Origin of the sequence: Pseudomonas sp. AM4(2022) (assembly GCF_036346515.1) — a bacterium.
GTDB classification, from domain to species: Bacteria; Pseudomonadota; Gammaproteobacteria; order Pseudomonadales; family Pseudomonadaceae; genus Aquipseudomonas; species Aquipseudomonas paracarnis.
Genome location: NZ_JAOTNW010000004.1, coordinates 327250 through 344597, shown reverse-complemented (window position 1 = coordinate 344597; position 17348 = coordinate 327250). Strand labels below are relative to the sequence as shown.

Below are 17348 nucleotides of genomic sequence, written 5' to 3'. Positions count from 1 at the left end.
TCAAATCACTCCCAGGAGCAACGCCGTCAGGGTCATCAATACCGAGGCGGCAAACAGGAAAGGAATGGTGAAGCGCTGGTGATCGGCCAGTTCGATCTTGCACAGGCCCACCAGCAGGAAGGTCGCAGGGGTCAGCGGGCTGACCGGGAAGCCGGTGGTATGCACGCCCAGCAACGAAGCCTGGGCCACCTGAAGCGGGTCGACGCCCAGGGCCTTGCCGACTTCGGCGATCACCGGCATCACGCCGAAATAGTAGGAATCGGGGTCAAACAACATGCTCATGGGCATGGACAAAAAGCCCACGACGGCCGGGATCAACTTGCCGTGGCCCGCCGGTATCTGCGCCACCGCCACTTCGGCGATGGCCTTGAGCATGCCGGTGCCTTGCATGATGCCGGTGAACACCCCGGCGGCGAGCAGGATACTGGCCATGGTCAGCGCGGTTTTCGCATGGGCGTCGATGCGCGCACGCTGGGCGTCCACGTTGGGGTAGTTGATGCACAACGCAACCACGGTGCCGAGCATGAACATCACCACCGGGTCGACCCAGCCGGCGATCATCACCACCATCACCAGCACGGTCAGCATCAGGTTGACCCAGAACAACCGTGGACGACGCAGCGTGATGTCGTCATCGCTGAGCACTCGTTGCGGCACCGCCTCCACGCTGGAACCGGCGCCCAGGCCCAGGCGCTTTTCTTCGCGATGGCCCAGCCACCAGGCGCAGGCGAAGACAAAGATCAGCCCGACGATCTGCACCGGGATCAATGGCTGGAACAGGTCGGCCACCGGCACATGCAGCGCCGCCGACGAGCGCAGCACCGGGCCGGTCCAGGGCAGGAAGTTGACCCCGGCGGCCATCGCACACACGCAGGCGAGGATGCGTTTATCGATGCCCAACCGCGTATACAGCGGCAGCATCGCCGGCACCGTCACCAGAAAGGTCACCGCGCCAGAGCCGTCCAGATGCACCAGCAACGCCAGGGTCGCGGTACCCACCACAATCCGTGTAGGACGCGTCCCGACCGTACGCAGGATGCGATCAATGATGGGATCGAGCATGCCCGCATCGGTCATGATCCCGAAAAACAGGATCGCGAACACAAACATGCCAACCACAGGGGCGACGTTCTTGATACCGGTAATGATGAAGGCGCTGGTTTGCAGGCCGAATCCACCGATCAGCGCGGCAATGATCGGCAAGGCGATCAAGGCCACCAGCGGCGAGAGGCGTTTGCTCATGACGGCAGCGAGCAGGCACAGGATGGTGATGACACCCAGGGTTGCGAGCATGGGTTACTCCAGGGCGGCCTGGTTGGCCGGTTATTGTTTTCCCTGGAGTATTGGAATCGCGCTAGGCTTTGTAAATTGCAATATTCAGCCACCAGTGTTCGGAAAAACAAAATGAAGCGACGCTCATGAAAAACAGCATCCAGCACATTCAAGCCTTCCTCGCTGTCGTCCGTACGGGCAGCTTCACCAAGGCGGCCAACGAGTTGCATCTATCGCCGTCGGCGCTCACGGTGCAGGTGCAGCAACTGGAAGACTGGCTCGGCGTCGCCTTGCTCGACCGCAGCCCTCGCCACGTAAGCATTACCGCCGCAGGCCAGGATGCGCGTGGGCCCATGGAAAAACTGCTGCTGGACCTGGACAACATCGTCACCGGCTCACGCGACCTCGCCGCCTTGCGCCGCGGCGTGGTAACCATCGCCGCCCTGCCCTCAGTCTGCGCAGGCGCCCTGCCCCCGGCCTTGCGCCTGTTTCGCGAACGCTTCGCCGGCATCGAAGTGCGCCTGCATGACCTGGTGGCCCAGCGCATTCATGCAAAGGTCCGCAACGGCGATGTGGATTTCGGCATCGGCGTGCGCGCCCGCCTGAGCCACGGCCTGGACTTCGTCCCCGTACTGAATGATCGTTTGTGCGCGTTTGTGCCATCGGGTCATGCGCTCGCCCGCCATCGTCAGTTGACTTTGGAGCAACTGGCAGACCAGCCGATTATCCTGACCGGACGCGACAGCAGTGTGCGCGAGCAAGTCGATACGCTGTTCGATGAGACCCGGCTGACGCTGAACGCCGGCATGGAGGCCAATTACATGTCGACCGTGTTGGCCTTGGTGCGCCAGGGATTGGGCGTCAGTGTGCTGCCGGAGTCAGCGGCGGATAGCCTGGAGGGTTTGCAGCGGATCAGCATCGATCATCCCGGGGTGAATCGGGAGATCGGGCTGATCAGCCGTAGCGGGATGGGCTTGAGCCCGGCGGCGCAGCGCTGCTTTGAACTGCTCAACAAAGCACTGCCTGACACGCCGCCGCGCTAAATGTGGGAGTCAGTCGAGCATCGGCACATGCCCAGGATAACTGGCCACGCGCTGCAACCACGCCTGCACCGCCGGATACGGCGTCAGGTCAAAGCCGCCTTCATGGGCCACATGGGTGTAGGCATACAACGCAATATCGGCAATGGAAAACTGCTCGCCCACTAAATAAGGCGTGGCTTGAAGCTGACGCTCCATCACTCTCAAGGCCTTGTAACCGCCTTTGTGGGTGGTCTTGTATTCTTCCAGCCGATCCTCGGGCATGTTCAGGTAAAACTGAATAAACCGCGCCACCGCAATGTAAGGCTCATGGCTGTACTGCTCGAAAAACTGCCACTGCAATACCTGGGTACGCAGGCGCGGTTCGGTCGGCAGGAATTCGCTGCCATCGGCGAGGAAGTTGAGAATCGCGTTGGACTCCCACAGGCAGGTGCCGTCTTCGAGCTCCAATACCGGGACCTTGCCATTGGGGTTCTTGGCCAGGAACGCCGGGGTCTGGGTATCGCCCTTGAGGATATCGATATCGATCCATTCATACGGAATGCCCAACAGATTGAGCATCAATTTGACCTTGTAGCAATTGCCCGACTTGTAATCGCCATAAACCTTGTACATGGGGCTCCCCTTTTCGCCGCGCTGACCGAATGCTTGCGCCCACAAGGTGCGGGTATCGAAGGCTTGTTTCAAGGCGTCGCGCAGAATAAATCCCTTGGCCTGGGCCATTCATCCCTTTTCGCCGAGACAATCGAAAACATTATTTGCTTTATTTGTATACAAAAGCATAATTCGCTTCGTGCGAGTTCCTGACCTTTTGGTCAACAAACCCGCCAGTACCTCAAAGCGCTGTTGCCCACTCATGTGACCGGCGCTGGAAATAACAATAAAACGATTGAGGAGTACTCGCTGTGGATAGCCGCAAAACCGAAGCCCCTACGTTGGACCTGGCCGCGCCCCGAGGCGGTTGGCTGGAACGCCTGTTCAAACTACGCTTGCATGGCACCACAGTGAAGACCGAGCTGATCGCCGGCCTCACCACCTTTATCACCATGGCCTACATCATCTTCGTCAACCCCAACATCATGGCCGATGCCGGTATCGATCACGGCGCGGCCTTCGTCGCCACCTGCATCGCGGCGGCGCTGGGTTGCCTGCTGATGGGCCTGTACGCCAACTGGCCGGTGGGCCTGGCGCCGGGCATGGGCTTGAATGCGTTTTTCACCTACACCGTGGTCGGCACCATGGGTTACACCTGGGAAACCGCCCTCGGCGCGGTTTTTATTTCCGGCGTGCTGTTCATGATCCTGACGCTGTCGCGCATCCGCGAATGGCTGCTCAACAGCATTCCGGTCAGCCTGCGCCACGCCATGGGCGCCGGCGTGGGCTTGTTCCTGGGGGTGATCGGCCTGAAAACCGCCGGCATCATCGTCGACAGCCCGGCCACGCTGATAAAACTCGGTTCTCTGCACGAGCCGGCACCGCTGCTGGCGGCCGTGTGTTTCCTGTTGATCGCCATCCTCAGCTATCACCGCGTCTTCGGCGCCATCCTGATCAGCATCATCGCCGTGACCCTGGCCGGCTGGGGCCTGGGCCTGGTGCACTACAACGGCATTCTTGCCACCCCACCGAGCCTGGCACCGACCTGGATGGCAATGGACGTGATGGGTGTGTTCAATGTGAGCATGATCAGCGTGGTATTTGCCTTTCTTTTTGTACACATGTTCGACACTGCCGGTACACTGATGGGCGTTGCGCAACGCGCAGGACTGGTGAATGCCGATGGCAAGATCGACAACCTGTCTCGCGCATTGAAGGCTGACAGTGCGTCCAGTGTGTTCGGCGCCATGGTCGGTGTACCGCCGGTGACCAGCTATGTAGAAAGTGCCGCCGGTGTGGCTGCGGGCGGTCGTACGGGTTTGACTGCTGTGACCGTGGGCGTGCTGTTCGTGGCGGCGATGTTTTTTGCGCCGCTGGCCGGCATGATTCCCGCCTACGCAACGGCGGGCGCGCTGATTTATGTAGCGATGCTGATGATGGCGAGCATGGCCCATATCAATTGGGATGAAGCTACCGACAGCATTCCGGCGATCGTCACTGCCATCATGATGCCGCTGACGTTCTCGGTCGCCGACGGGATCGCTCTGGGCTTTATCACCTATGTGGCGCTCAAGGCCGGCACCGGCAAGTACCGCGAGATTTCTGTCAGCCTGTGGGTGTTGTGCGCGATTTTCATTGCGAAATTCATATTTTTATAAAAGGAGCAAATGATGAACCTGGATACCTGGCTGCTGTTCAGTGGGACTGCATTGATCGTGATCCTGATTCCAGGGCCACTGTCGCTGCTGATGATCAGCAACAGCCTCAACTACGGCCTGCGCCGCTCGTACCCGGCGTTTTTGGGCGGAGTGTTTGCGTCGCTCTGCCTGTTGAGTGCTTCGGCCTTGGGTCTGGGGGCCGTGTTGCTGGCCTCGGAACAGCTGTTCAGTGCCCTGAAAATCGTCGGCGCGGCCTACCTGTTTTACCTCGCCTGGCAGAGCTGGCAGCAATCGCGCCTGCCGAGCGAAGGCACCGAAGTCCCAAAAACGCCGCCTGTACCGCGCTTTCGCGCGTTGTTTGGGCGAGCATTCGTACTGGGTGCCAGTAATCCCAAGGACATCCTGTTCTTCGCCGCCTTCCTGCCGCAATTTCTCAGCAGCCAACAGCCGTTCCTGCCGCAATTGCTGATCATGATTGCCACTTGGACGGTACTCGACCTGCTGTGCAAATTGGCCTATGGCTCGGGGGCCCATGGCGCCGCACGGTATTTGCGCAGCGGTTCGGGCCAGAGCTGGTTCAACCGCATCAGCGCCGCACTGTTCGGCGGTGCCGGCATTGCATCATTAATCAAAGCTCCCCTGGCCTGATGAAGTAGATCGTGGGCGGATTAACGTTCTGGACGCCCGCGATCAGCTTGACCAACCGGCCCTCGTTCGACGCCTCCATGACTCGCCGATATAACGCTGGATACACCTGGCTTTTATTCAAGAACCAGTCGTTGGAAAGCAGCCGCTCACTGCCCAACTTCATAGGTATGCTTTTTCCGTCCAGCCATCGGGGCGCGACGTAATAGAGCTTATTGGAGGCTGGATGTGTCGCTAAAAGGTGGGGGTAACGAGGCGCATAGGCAAGATTCAAGCGTTCTACGTCAAACCCTTGTAGCTGCAGAATCCGGCTGACCTCGTCGAGGCTAGCGATCACCCGTTGTGTGGTTACCGCCTTCTGACCTTTGTGTTTGACGAACAGTGAACGGTCAAACGTTGACGGGAGGTTGAAATCCATGCGCTCGAAACCGCCAACCTGCCCGTCTACGCCCGCATACAGACTGGTCAGTTTACGCGGCCGCATAGGTCGCAACATTCTCATCAAGTCATCCGTTCGAGCTGTTTGCCCTGGCCCCTCAAGCCTCCACTCGTCCAGGGTTGCGCGAAGCCTCAACAAGCGCGTGCTCGTCAGTGCGGGTTCACCGGGATCAGCCAATTCGACCAACCTGCGCGCCGCATACCTTGCGCTGGAAGGTGTGAGGTCCGGGAACCTGGCGCTGATCGAGGCTGACAATGGCTCACTGAACAGCGATTCTCTGGCGGTCCAGCGCAGGTCCTCACCATAGGTGAACAACACGGGTTGAGGCGTGGTATCGTCCCCCAGCCGCATAACGATACTGTCGATACTGTCGATCAGGGATCCTGGCGGCTTGAGAAAAACCGCGTCGGGATGAGCCTGCGAGCCACTGGGCAGGGTTTCATAAAACCGCTCGCCCACTTTAAGGGCCGGCTGGCTGACCTCTTCGATCGTAAACACTTTGCGGTGCGGCGCAATCTCCACCGCCTTGCGCGAACCCTGCGGTTGGCCCCAGTCCCGCCAGGCGCTCGTCAGATTGTGCGCACGCCTGCCCAGTTGCTCTGCCGACGCAACGGGCGGCGGCATCCAACTGACCGGAACCTTCGAGGGGGGCAGTGTTTGCTGCCAGAATGGCGTGACCCTTGAGCTTGGCCCCGGCTGTGGCTCGGGAGCATCGGCCCCCAACAGCCACTGGCGCGGCTCCTCGATGTTCAAAATCAGTTCATTTTCCCCAGGTGTTTTCGAGTTCTTGAAGCGCAGTTGCCGTTCGCCATCGCGCTGATACACCGGGTAGCGTTCGCCCTTGGCGTCGGTAATGAACTGTTCGCCGCTTTTAAGCAAAGAGCCTTTGTTGACCGGCCCTTTCAATTCAATCGCATCACTTGCCAGCCCAGATAGTTTGTAAGATTCCAGGCCCTTGAAGGTCATGGGGGATGAAGGCGGCCGCAACGACAACTTGCTGTGAACATGCTGGCGTCGATGCAATTGTTTGAAGGCCACACTCATCGGTTTTACGGTGACGTGCTTCACCGGTTTAGCGATTGATCCGCCCTTGAACGGAGCGAACGTCAGGGCTACATCCAGCACCAACTGATGAATGGCAATCGCCAGGTCAAGGCCATCGTCAGCCTCGCCACTTTGATAGAAGCGTCGCGCGGTCAGCAGAACATCATGCAGCAGTACGCCTATGGACACGAAGGGGACCATGGACAACAGCCCTTTGATCGTTTGAGTCTTTTGCTCGGCATGTCGCCATAGACGATAAACCTCCAGAGACGCCTGGGAATTCGACTCGGCGTGCCCCTGACGCTGCACTCGCAGCACCTGTGCGTGGGCCAGCGCTGTGAGCATACTGGATGCATCAGTTTGCGTGATACCCAACCATTGCGCAGGCATAGACTCCTGTTGTTCACGGATCTCCAATTCAATTTCGCTGGAGGCCGTGGCCGGAAATACCCGCTTGGTTTTAAACCAGCGATACAGATACCGGGCAATGGACACCCCCTTAGGCTCAATAACCTCCGTCAAGACAAACCTCCCCAGTTGCTCCAACATACTGCGCCAGAGCGTTTTGGGCGTTATCACGGGGACGATCCCGCCTGGGTAACTGGCGAGTGCTTGCGTCTCTGACCCGGGAGCAATGCATTGCGCAAGCTCAGCAATGTTCTCTTGCGCCTGCCAGTGCTTCGTCAATGCATCAAGCAAGGCGTCGGGGCTGACGTGCTCCGAGAGTGTCGGGTAACCCATTGCAGCGGGCCAGTAAAAAACACAGCGCTGCACCTGAGGGTCCTGAATCACCACCATCCCGGCAACATGACGCGCCCAAGGCACGGTCACCGCCTCGATCCTGAGGAAACACAGGCGCAGTGGCGAGGGTGCGCCAAGCTGTGTCGCCATTGCGCGTCTGAACAGCTTTTGCCCCCACTCGCTCAGCTTGAGCTGTTGGGCGCCGATCAGGTCTATTTTAGCCTGGTGTCGTACAGGCCTGCGCAACAGCTCATGGTGCAAGGGCGATTCGGTGGCAGCATGCGCGATATCGCCCTCACCGTAGCAAACGCTGAGGATTTTTCGATCATACTGGCCTCCAATATCCAGGGCCGCGATAGTCTTGATCAGATAGTCCACGCTCAAACGCGTTTTCCAGGCAGGGACGAGCAGCCGCATGCGTTTCAGACGCCAGGCGGTCCAGGGCGCTTCGGGGTCGAGGTTAGTCAGCGCGAGCTGCAAAAAGCTGAAAGTAGTGCGCTCTTTACTGACCACGGTTTTCGGTCCTGACTCACCCACAGAACGCTCTGGATGGCCGACCCAGACGCTGCTCACATCATCAGGAATGTCGAACAGTGGCTGGTCGATATCCAACTCAGGGTAGAAACCATCCAGGGTCAACTGCTGGTTCAGCAGTGGACGGGCGAAGTGCTCCACATTCCCAAGGGCACCCACCAGTTGGCGCTGCAGGTTCAGCACACTGCGATGCTGGCGATTGACCAGCAGCGCGTGCTGCCTGCTGCTTGATGCCGGCACCTGGGCGTACCAGGCCGGCATTTTGGCTGCCAGCTTGGCGCTCGCCATGACCATTTGCAGGTTGTTCAAGGCCACCTCCCTGACATCGTGAGCCGGGACCTGCAGGCTTTGGGCAACCTCGGCCACCAAGAGATTCGTTGCCAATGTGGCGTCGCTGACCTCGGTAAACACCCGCTCGCCCGCCACAATCTTCTGTCGTGCAGCAGCGAAACCCTTGAGCTGCTCCTTGAGGCCGGCCAATAGCACATCGCCACTGATCTCCGCGAAGCACAGTGTGAGTGGCTGACCTTGTGGCAGGCAACGGACCCAACTGCGCGCGGCATTACGCTCGGCACGCCCGATGCATTGCCACAGCGGGCTCAATTCACGCGCCAGGAAACTGGCCTGCAAACACCGCGTCAGAACCGCCAGGGATCTGAAACGTTGCAGCCCACCCTCTGGGCCCGGCATGTAGAACAACACCGCCCCATGGGCCTGGGTTTGGGCACTCGTCACCACGAACGCGCCCAGCAACGGGAAGATTGGTTGCGCCCCCCCTCCCAGCACCACAGACAACACTCTGCCCTCCTCAGGGCCACGCGCTTGCAGCGGTTTCTCCACTATCGCGCTGACACGCGCCAACAGCTTCTCGTCAATGAACTCAAGCCGGTGCATCAGCTGCGCCTCGCTGATCAAGGCCGCACCACGCGCCGCCAGCAAGCGTGCCTGACGGTTCGGCACACCGTTGACAGGGCCCACCCAAAACGCCTCATCATCCAATCGATGTTCATGACCTTCGAGCAAGGTCGAGCACCGCTGACGTTGCTCCAACCATTGCTTGTGCAAGGCAGCGACCGCCTTATAGTCCGCACTTTCCTCACTCGGTTTCTTGTCGTCGAGCAAACGTACCAGCGCCCGTTCATACTGCCGCTGTTTCTGCTCGCGAGTACGTAATGGCAGGCTGTGGGACAGGCTGGCGAAGCTGATTTGCGAATGCCGCTCGTGTTGGTCGCGAGTCAACAATTGCGCCAGCACCGAATTCAACCCTGTCGGCACACGCAGCAGCCCCCGTGCCTGCTCCACCTGCAATAGACGCTCTACCGGTCGCATGTGACCGCCTTTGATCGCATCGCTCGGAAACAGATAAGCAGTGTTGATATCCAGCAAGGTTGCCATTTCGTTGTCCCACTGCACGTGCAAGAGCGCCTTGGCGCTGTGCTCGAGCGCATGGCAATCGATCAGCGGGCCCAACTGCCCTGCCGCCATGGGCAGCGAGGAGGATGCGGTGATGGTGGGTAATTCATGTCGCCTGCGCACAGCCAGCAACGGCCACAATGAGTTCGCCTGCGCAGCCACCAGTTCAGGGAAGCGGCTCTGCCAGGCCCGTTGCGTGTCGAACTCATAAAACAGCGGTTCCAAGCCCGGCAAGAACAGCACCTGTTGGGTGTGAGCAGAGTCCGCTTCGTAGTACAAATGCAGCGCGCCACTGAAGGGAATCTTGGCTCCGGACTGGCCAGGGCACACCACTTGCGCCACCCGCAGGCCGGCACGCCGGCCTCCCGCCCGTGCACGCTTCTCGGCAGTCGGCGCCTCGACCATCGTCATGACCATTGCTAGTCCATCATCGGATAACTGGTTGAGTCCGTGAGCGAGCAGCGCCTGATCGCCGATTGACGCGTGGTACAACTCGCACCAGTAATCCTCGCGCGTTCCGAATCGATCTGCAGCCAACACTTGCCAGAACGCCGGTGCCGAAGACTTAATGCGCGCCAATAGATCCACCTTCAGCACCCGGCTCAAAGCCTCGTCGGCCAGTTGCCCGGACTCACACGTCTGTGCACTCAGCCTGCCCTCGTGTACGCAGGCGCGCTCAGCCAGCAAACGCATCACCGTATCGGTCAGGCTGAGGCGCCAGGGTGGTGCGTCAGGGGACAAGGGCACATTGAGCAACAAAGAATCGGGGTCCATCTGAAAGGTGTCGCGCAAGGTCTGGCGAATCAGGCGACTGATACGTGGCGCGCGAACCTGCATCCGTTTCAGCAAATGCACTTGCTTTTCGCACCGTGCGTGGGCGAGGTAAAGCTCATTGAGTTGGCGGCTGGATGTGACGGTAGCGTTGAGGCGGTCAAGCAAGAAGGTGCTGCGCAGTTGAGCATCAGCCGATAGCAAGGGTTCGGGTCCCATATCCAGGTCCATTTTTTCTGAAAAGAAATACTAGGCCGCTGGAGGAATCCGTTGGGATTACATAGTTGAAGGTCGAAAAAAAGCCCGCAGTGTGCGCGGGCGAAACCAACGAAGAGCATTTGGGGGTATGAAGCGAGGTGACGACTCAGCTACCGCGATAAGTGGAGTAGCTGTAAGGCGAGATCAGCAGGGGCACATGGTAATGGTCCTGTTCGGCACTGATGCCAAAGCGCAGTACCACTACGTCCAGAAAAGCCGGCTCTGGCAACTGCACGCCACGGGCACGGTAGTAATCACCGGCGCTGAACTGCAGTTGGTACACACCGCTGCGGTAGTCGTCGCCTTGCAGCAGCGGTGCGTCGCAACGGCCATCGCTGTTGGTGGTGGCGGTAGCGACAAGCTCAAGCTGCGCGCCTTCGACGCGGTACAGCTCAACCTTGATAGCGCTGCCAGGGCAGCCGTGCGCGGCGTCCAAAACGTGTGTGGTCAAACGTCCCATGGCTTTTATGCGCCTCCCGAAGTCAGTCATAGAGAAACCCGCACTCTTTCAGGGCACTGAAAAAGCCGGCGATGGCTGATTAAGACACTTTTATAAAAAATTGTACACAATAAATTTCACAGCGCTTCAACCCCCTGTAGGAGCGAGCTGGCTCGCGAAAAACGCCAACGATGACGCAGGCTCTCAGAATGAAAAGTGGCGCCCTCAGGGTTTTCGCGAGCAAGCTCGCTCCTACAGTGGGCTTTTTCATTTTAACCTGACCACTCAGGCAAGTTTCTTGCAGTGACCTTTAGAGAGACCGTTCAGAAAAAATGCAGAAATGCAGGCTTACAAAGTTTGCGATAAGTTGTATACAATCACTCATCGCTGTGACGCCACCCAGTCTTTCCACTGCCCGGCCGCCACACACCTAGCTACCACGAACAAGAAGGAAGACTGCAGTGAGCGCTGACTACCCACGCGACCTGATCGGTTACGGCAGTAACCCTCCTCACCCCCACTGGCCGGGCAACGCACGCATTGCGCTATCGTTCGTCCTCAACTACGAAGAAGGCGGCGAGCGCAACATTTTGCATGGCGACAAAGAGTCTGAAGCCTTCCTTTCGGAAATGGTCTCGGCCCAGCCGCTACAAGGCGAGCGCAACATGAGCATGGAGTCGCTGTACGAATACGGCAGCCGTGCCGGGGTGTGGCGCATCCTCAAGTTGTTCAAAGAATTCGACATCCCGCTGACCATCTTCGCCGTGGCCATGGCTGCCCAGCGTCATCCGGATGTAATCCGCGCCATGGTCGCCGCCGGCCACGAGATCTGCAGCCACGGCTACCGCTGGATCGACTACCAGTACATGGACGAGGCCCAGGAGCGCGAGCACATGCTCGAAGCCATCCGCATCCTCACCGAACTCACCGGTGAACGCCCGCTGGGCTGGTACACCGGCCGCACCGGCCCCAACACCCGTCGCCTGGTGATGGAGGAAGGTGGCTTCCTGTACGACTGCGACACGTACGACGACGACCTGCCCTACTGGGAACCCAACACCCCCAACGGCAAGCCGCACCTGGTGATCCCCTATACCCTGGACACCAACGACATGCGCTTCACCCAGGTGCAGGGTTTCAACAAGGGCGATGACTTTTTCGAGTACCTCAAGGATGCCTTCGACGTGCTGTATGCCGAAGGCGCCGAAGCGCCGAAGATGTTATCGATCGGCCTGCATTGCCGTCTGATCGGTCGCCCGGCACGCCTGGCCTCGCTCAAGCGCTTCATTGAATACGTCAAAGGCCATGACCAGGTGTGGTTCACCCGCCGCGTGGACATCGCCCGGCACTGGCACCAAACCCACCCTTTCCCGGGAGCGGCGAAATGACTGCGTTCCAGACCCTGAAACCTTCGACCTTGAGCCGCGACGCCTTCGTCCAGGCCTTTGCCGATATCTACGAACATTCGCCATGGGTGGCCGAAAAGGCCTTCGACCTGGGCCAGGACGCGTCGATCGACCAGATCGAAACCCTGCACCAGCGCATGAGCGATATCCTGTTGAGCGCCGATCATGCCAGTCAACTGGCCCTGATCAACGCTCACCCGGACCTGGCAGGCCGTGCGGCCGTCCAGGGCCAACTGACCCAAGCCAGCACCGATGAACAAGCAGGCGCGGGTATTCACCAATGCACGGCCGAAGAGTTTTCTCGCTTCACCGAGCTGAATGAGGCCTACAAAGCCAAGTTCAAGTTTCCCTTCATCATGGCGGTAAAAGGCAGCAACCGGCATCAGATCCTCGCCGCGTTCGAAACGCGCATCCACAACTCTGCAGACGCTGAGTTCAAGTGCGCGCTGGACGAGATCAACAAGATCGCGTTGTTCCGCTTACTGCCCCTCTAGCAGTCCATCCCCAGCCACTCTATCTAAGGCAGACAAGAAGAATGAAAGCTTACGCCGTACCTTTCGAGAAGTTCGTCAACCTGGCCGACGCCCGCCTGGGCACCAAGATCATCTCGGTGACCGATGACTGGTTCGCTGACGCCAACCGCCTGTTCCAGCCGACCCCGGCCGTGTGGAAGGAGGGCGTTTTCGATGACAACGGCAAGTGGATGGACGGCTGGGAGTCACGCCGCAAGCGCTTCGAAGGCTACGACAGTGCAGTGATCCGCCTGGGCGTACCGGGCTCGATCAAAGGCGTAGACATCGACACGTCATTCTTCACCGGCAACTTCCCGCCGTCGGCCTCCCTGGAAGCCTGCTTCCTGGCCTCGGGCGAGCCGGATGCCAACACCCAGTGGGTGGAAGTACTGTCAGCCGTCGAGCTGCAAGGCAACAGCCACCACTACCACGAGATCAACAACGACCAGGCGTTCAGCCACCTGCGCTTCAACATCTACCCGGATGGCGGCGTTGCCCGTCTGCGTGTGTACGGCGTGCCGTTCCGCGATTGGTCTTCGGTGGGCGACAACGAACAGGTCGACCTGGCTGCCGCGCTCAATGGCGGCCGTGCCCTGGCCTGCTCCGATGAACACTTCGGCCGCATGAGCAACATCCTCAACCCGGGCCGTGGCATCAACATGGGCGATGGCTGGGAAACCGCACGTCGTCGCACGCCAGGCAATGACTGGGTGATCGTCGCCCTGGGCCACCCGGGCGAGATCGAGAAAATCGTGGTCGACACCCTGCACTTCAAGGGCAACTACCCGGACACCTGCTCGATCCAGGGCGCCTTCGTAAAAGGCGGCACCGACAGCCAGATCGAAACCCAGTCGCTGTTCTGGCGCGAACTGCTGCCGGCGCAGAAGTTGGAAATGCACGCCGAACACACCTTCGCCGAGCAGATCAAGGCGCTGGGGCCGATTACCCACATCCGCTTGAATGTGTTCCCGGATGGTGGTGTGAGTCGCCTGCGCGTATTGGGCAAGGTATCGAAGTAATGCTGAGACTGTAGGAGCGAGCTTGCTCGCGAAGATCGTCAACGATAACGCGCCCATCCTGGATACACGCGGTGTCCTTGAGTTTTTCGCGAGCAAGCTCGCTCCTACACAGATCCAATAACAACTCAAGATTAAGAAGACAGCCATGCGCACATTGATGATCGAACCCCTGACCAAAGAAGCCTTCGCCCCTTTCGGAGACGTTATCGAAACCGATGGCAGCGATCACTTCATGATCAACAACGGGTCGACCATGCGCTTTCACAAACTGGCCACGGTCGACACCGCGAAACCGGAAGACCACGCCATCATCAGCATCTTCCGCGCCGACGCGCAGGATATGCCGCTGACCGTGTGCATGCTGGAGAGACACCCGCTGGGCAGCCAGGCGTTCATTCCGCTGCTCGGCAACCCCTTTCTGATCGTGGTCGCGCCACTTGGCGATGAACCTGTATCAGGCTTGGTCCGCGCCTTCGTCACCAACGGCAGGCAGGGCATTAATTACCATCGCGGCGTCTGGCACCACCCGGTGCTGACGATCGAAAAGCGGGATGACTTCCTGGTGGTTGATCGCAGTGGCACAGGCAATAACTGCGATGAGCATTTTTTCAAAGAGGATGAGCGTTTGATCCTCGCCCCCCACCAATAAGAGAAGGTCTGATCACCCGACAACAAGGGTGACAGGCGAGAGGTAAAGACTGTGGAAGCACATCTGTTGGAATGGCTGAACCTGAGCGTGCGCTGGGTTCACATGATCACTGGCGTCGCCTGGATCGGCGCTTCTTTCTACTTCGTCTGGCTGGAAAACAACCTTAATCGCGTCAACCCCAAGAACGGCCTGGCCGGTGATTTGTGGGCGATCCACGGTGGCGGTATCTACCACCTGGAAAAATACAAACTGGCTCCGCCGACCATGCCGGACAACCTGCACTGGTTCAAATGGGAAGCCTATTTCACCTGGATGTCGGGCGTCGCGCTGCTGTGCGTGGTGTTCTACCTCAACCCGACGCTGTACCTGCTCGCCCCCGGCAGCAGCCTCAGCGGTACCGAAGGCGTATTGCTGGGCATCGGCTCACTGTTCGCCGGCTGGTTCATCTACTCCTTCCTGTGCGACTCGGCCCTGGGCAAACGCCCTGCCCTGCTCGGTTTGATCCTGTTCGTGCTGCTGATTGCGGCGGCCTATGGCTTCAGCAAGGTGTTCAGCGGCCGTGGCGCCTACCTGCACGTGGGTGCGGTGATCGGTACGATCATGGTGGGTAACGTGTTCCGCATCATCATGCCGGCCCAACGCGCGCTGGTGGCGGCCATCGCCGAGAACCGCACGCCGGATCCGGCGCTGCCGGCCAAGGGCTTGCTGCGTTCACGGCACAACAACTACTTCACCTTGCCGGTGCTGTTCATCATGATCAGCAACCACTTCCCGAGCACCTATGGCAGCCAATACAACTGGCTGATCCTGGCCGGTATCGCGGTGGCGGCGGTGCTGGTAAGGCACTATTTCAACACCCGGCATGACAGCCAGAAGTATGCGTGGACCTTGCCCGTAGGCGCCTTGGCGATGATCAGCCTGGCCTACGTGACCGGGCCCAAGCCGGCTGAACCGATTGCCAAGGCACCGGCTGCCATCGAGTACCAACCCCTGCCGGAAACCGCCTTGGGCGGTGGCTTGAAACCCGCCGCACCTGCCGCACCCGCCGCTGAACCGGCACCGGCCCAGGCCACCACGGACTTCGGCCAAGTGCACCACGTGATCGAGCAACGCTGCACGGTGTGCCATTCGGCCAAGCCCACCAGCCCGCTGTTCAGCACCGCACCGGCTGGGGTGATGTTCGACACACCGGCACAGATCCAGCAGCAGGCGGCGCGTATTCAAGCGCAGGCCGTGGCGAGCCAGATCATGCCGTTGGGCAACATTACCCAGATGACCCAGCAGGAAAGAGACCTGATCGGCACCTGGATCAACCAAGGAGCCCGCACCAACTGACAGCCTGACGCAAATCCAAAATGTGGGAGCGGGCTTGCTCGCGAATGCGGCGGATCAGTCGGCACATTGAGTGGCTGACACACCGCTTTCGCGAGCAAGCCCGCTCCCACAGGGGATCGGCGGTGATTTTGAGATCGAGCTCCAAATGGCAATTGAATGCCAAACAACACAAAAATAAAAAGATTCGAGGTGTTGCATGTCCCAGTTAGAAACGCAGACTCCTGCCGCGCCCGCCATGGTGCGGCTGCCCCTCTTGCAACTGATTCTGGTAGGCCTGCAACACGTCTTGCTGATGTACGGTGGTGCCGTTGCCGTACCTCTGATCATTGGCCAGGCCGCCGGCTTGAGCCGTGAAGAAATCGCCTTTCTGATCAACGCCGACCTGCTGGTGGCCGGTATCGCCACCATGGTGCAGTCGTTCGGCATCGGCCCGATGGGCATCCGCATGCCGGTGATGATGGGCGCCAGTTTTGCCGCCGTCGGCAGCATGGTCGCCATGGCCGGCATGCCCGGCATCGGTTTGCAGGGCATCTTCGGCGCGACCATCGCCGCCGGGTTCTTCGGCATGCTCATCGCACCGTTCATGTCCAAGGTGGTGCGCTTTTTCCCGCCGCTGGTGACCGGCACGGTGATCACCGCCATCGGCCTTTCGCTGTTTCCCGTGGCGGTGAACTGGGCCGGCGGGGGCAGCGCCGCAGCCACGTTTGGCTCGCCGGTCTACCTGGCGATTGCCGCCCTGGTGCTGGGCACTATCTTGCTGATCAACCGCTTCATGCGCGGCTTCTGGGTGAACATCTCGGTGCTGATCGGCATGGGCCTGGGTTACGCGCTGTGTGGTGTGATCGGCATGGTCGACCTCAGTGGCCTGGCGCAGGCGCCGTGGGTGCAGGTGGTGACGCCGTTACACTTTGGCATGCCCAAGTTCGAGTTGGCGCCGATCCTGTCGATGTGCCTGGTGGTGGTGATCATTTTTGTCGAGTCCACGGGCATGTTCCTCGCCCTGGGCAAGATCACCGGCCAGGAGGTCACGCCGAAAATGCTGCGACGCGGCCTGCTGTGTGATGCCGGCGCGTCGTTCTTTGCCGGTTTCTTCAACACCTTTACCCACTCCTCCTTCGCGCAGAATATCGGCCTGGTGCAGATGACCGGCGTGCGCTGCCGCTCGGTCACGCTCATGGCCGGCGCGTTCTTGATCGTGCTCAGCCTGCTGCCAAAGGCGGCCTATCTGGTGGCGTCGATTCCACCTGCGGTACTCGGTGGCGCGGCGATTGCGATGTTCGGCATGGTGGCAGCAACCGGGATCAAGATTCTGCAGGAAGCCGACATCGCCGACCGCCGTAACCAGTTGCTGGTGGCGGTAAGCATCGGTATGGGCCTGATCCCCGTGGTACGCCCGGAGTTCTTCGCACAGTTGCCGTTGTGGATGAGCCCGATTACCCACAGCGGCATCGCCATGGCCACCCTCAGCGCGCTGTCGCTGAACATCCTGTTCAACATTCTCGGCGGCGCTGAGCGCCCCGAAGTCGCACATACGCATTGATTCCTTTGTTAGTACAAAAATAACAACAAACAGGGAACA

General features: G+C 59.7%; 13 protein-coding genes. 9 read left to right on the top strand and 4 right to left on the bottom strand.

The genetic code is table 11. The features are described 5' to 3' along the window. Complete coding sequence (locus ODQ19_RS08225) at positions 1–1293, bottom strand: CitMHS family transporter (protein WP_330209764.1); 1293 nt, start codon at positions 1291–1293, stop codon at positions 1–3. A gap of 125 nt (positions 1294–1418) precedes the next feature. Between ODQ19_RS08225 and ODQ19_RS08220 the strand changes: the two genes are divergently transcribed. Then, positions 1419–2315 (top strand): LysR family transcriptional regulator, encoded by an 897-nt coding sequence (locus ODQ19_RS08220; protein WP_116667587.1) that lies wholly within the window; start codon positions 1419–1421, stop codon positions 2313–2315. A 9-nt stretch (positions 2316–2324) separates the two neighbouring features. On the opposite strand, the gene ODQ19_RS08215 is transcribed toward ODQ19_RS08220, so the two are convergent. Continuing rightward, the gene (locus tag ODQ19_RS08215; protein WP_116667610.1) at positions 2325–2927 is read right to left on the bottom strand and encodes a glutathione S-transferase family protein; all 603 of its coding nucleotides are present in this window, start codon (positions 2925–2927) and stop codon (positions 2325–2327) included. 290 nt (positions 2928–3217) lie between these two features. Between ODQ19_RS08215 and ODQ19_RS08210 the strand changes: the two genes are divergently transcribed. Continuing rightward, complete coding sequence (locus ODQ19_RS08210; protein ID WP_116667586.1) at positions 3218–4564, top strand: NCS2 family permease; 1347 nt, start codon at positions 3218–3220, stop codon at positions 4562–4564. A 12-nt stretch (positions 4565–4576) separates the two neighbouring features. After that, positions 4577–5212 carry a LysE family translocator gene (locus ODQ19_RS08205; protein WP_330209763.1) on the top strand — a complete coding sequence of 212 codons (636 nt, stop codon included), beginning with the start codon at positions 4577–4579 and terminating at the stop codon, positions 5210–5212. On the opposite strand, the gene ODQ19_RS08200 is transcribed toward ODQ19_RS08205, so the two are convergent. Both ODQ19_RS08200 and uraH read right to left on the bottom strand, forming a co-directional pair. Then, a complete protein-coding gene (locus ODQ19_RS08200; protein WP_330209762.1) occupies positions 5193–10382 on the bottom strand; it encodes a dermonecrotic toxin domain-containing protein in 5190 nt (1729 codons plus the stop codon). The two genes, ODQ19_RS08205 and ODQ19_RS08200, sit on opposite strands and share 20 nt — an antisense overlap. Positions 10383–10515: 133 nt before the next feature. Then, a complete protein-coding gene (gene uraH, locus ODQ19_RS08195; protein ID WP_032896006.1) occupies positions 10516–10869 on the bottom strand; it encodes a hydroxyisourate hydrolase in 354 nt (117 codons plus the stop codon). Positions 10870–11309: 440 nt separating this feature from the next. Between uraH and puuE the strand changes: the two genes are divergently transcribed. The 6 genes from puuE (at position 11310) to ODQ19_RS08165 (ending at position 17309) form a co-directional block, all read left to right on the top strand. Continuing rightward, entirely contained in the window at positions 11310–12236 is a 927-nt protein-coding gene (gene puuE, locus ODQ19_RS08190) for an allantoinase PuuE (protein ID WP_116667582.1), read from the top strand. Beyond that, on the top strand, positions 12233–12748 hold the full coding sequence (gene uraD / locus ODQ19_RS08185) for a 2-oxo-4-hydroxy-4-carboxy-5-ureidoimidazoline decarboxylase (protein WP_330209761.1): 516 nt from the start codon (positions 12233–12235) through the stop codon (positions 12746–12748). The genes puuE and uraD overlap by 4 nt, the downstream gene beginning before the upstream one ends. A gap of 41 nt (positions 12749–12789) precedes the next feature. Then, a complete protein-coding gene (alc, locus tag ODQ19_RS08180; RefSeq protein ID WP_014719294.1) occupies positions 12790–13785 on the top strand; it encodes an allantoicase in 996 nt (331 codons plus the stop codon). Between the two features lie 145 nt (positions 13786–13930). Next, a complete protein-coding gene (locus tag ODQ19_RS08175; protein WP_014719295.1) occupies positions 13931–14434 on the top strand; it encodes an ureidoglycolate lyase in 504 nt (167 codons plus the stop codon). Between the two features lie 51 nt (positions 14435–14485). Continuing rightward, positions 14486–15769, top strand: a complete 1284-nt coding sequence (locus ODQ19_RS08170; protein WP_003192825.1) for a urate hydroxylase PuuD — start codon at positions 14486–14488, stop codon at positions 15767–15769. Positions 15770–15965: 196 nt separating this feature from the next. Next, on the top strand, positions 15966–17309 hold the full coding sequence (locus ODQ19_RS08165) for a nucleobase:cation symporter-2 family protein (protein ID WP_003192826.1): 1344 nt from the start codon (positions 15966–15968) through the stop codon (positions 17307–17309). Positions 17310–17348 lie beyond the last annotated feature (39 nt).

Bases quoted from the DNA above. Each gene is read 5' to 3' on its own strand.
- ODQ19_RS08200 (WP_330209762.1), bottom strand. From the start codon at position 10,382: ATGGACCTGGATATGGGACCCGAACCCTTGCTATCGGCTGATGCTCAA.
- uraH (WP_032896006.1), bottom strand. From the start codon at position 10,869: ATGGGACGTTTGACCACACACGTTTTGGACGCCGCGCACGGCTGCCCT.
- ODQ19_RS08220 (WP_116667587.1), top strand. From the start codon at position 1,419: ATGAAAAACAGCATCCAGCACATTCAAGCCTTCCTCGCTGTCGTCCGT.
- alc (WP_014719294.1), top strand. From the start codon at position 12,790: ATGAAAGCTTACGCCGTACCTTTCGAGAAGTTCGTCAACCTGGCCGAC.
- uraD (WP_330209761.1), top strand. From the start codon at position 12,233: ATGACTGCGTTCCAGACCCTGAAACCTTCGACCTTGAGCCGCGACGCC.
- ODQ19_RS08215 (WP_116667610.1), bottom strand. From the start codon at position 2,927: ATGTACAAGGTTTATGGCGATTACAAGTCGGGCAATTGCTACAAGGTC.
- ODQ19_RS08205 (WP_330209763.1), top strand. From the start codon at position 4,577: ATGAACCTGGATACCTGGCTGCTGTTCAGTGGGACTGCATTGATCGTG.
- ODQ19_RS08175 (WP_014719295.1), top strand. From the start codon at position 13,931: ATGCGCACATTGATGATCGAACCCCTGACCAAAGAAGCCTTCGCCCCT.
- ODQ19_RS08225 (WP_330209764.1), bottom strand. From the start codon at position 1,293: ATGCTCGCAACCCTGGGTGTCATCACCATCCTGTGCCTGCTCGCTGCC.
- ODQ19_RS08165 (WP_003192826.1), top strand. From the start codon at position 15,966: ATGTCCCAGTTAGAAACGCAGACTCCTGCCGCGCCCGCCATGGTGCGG.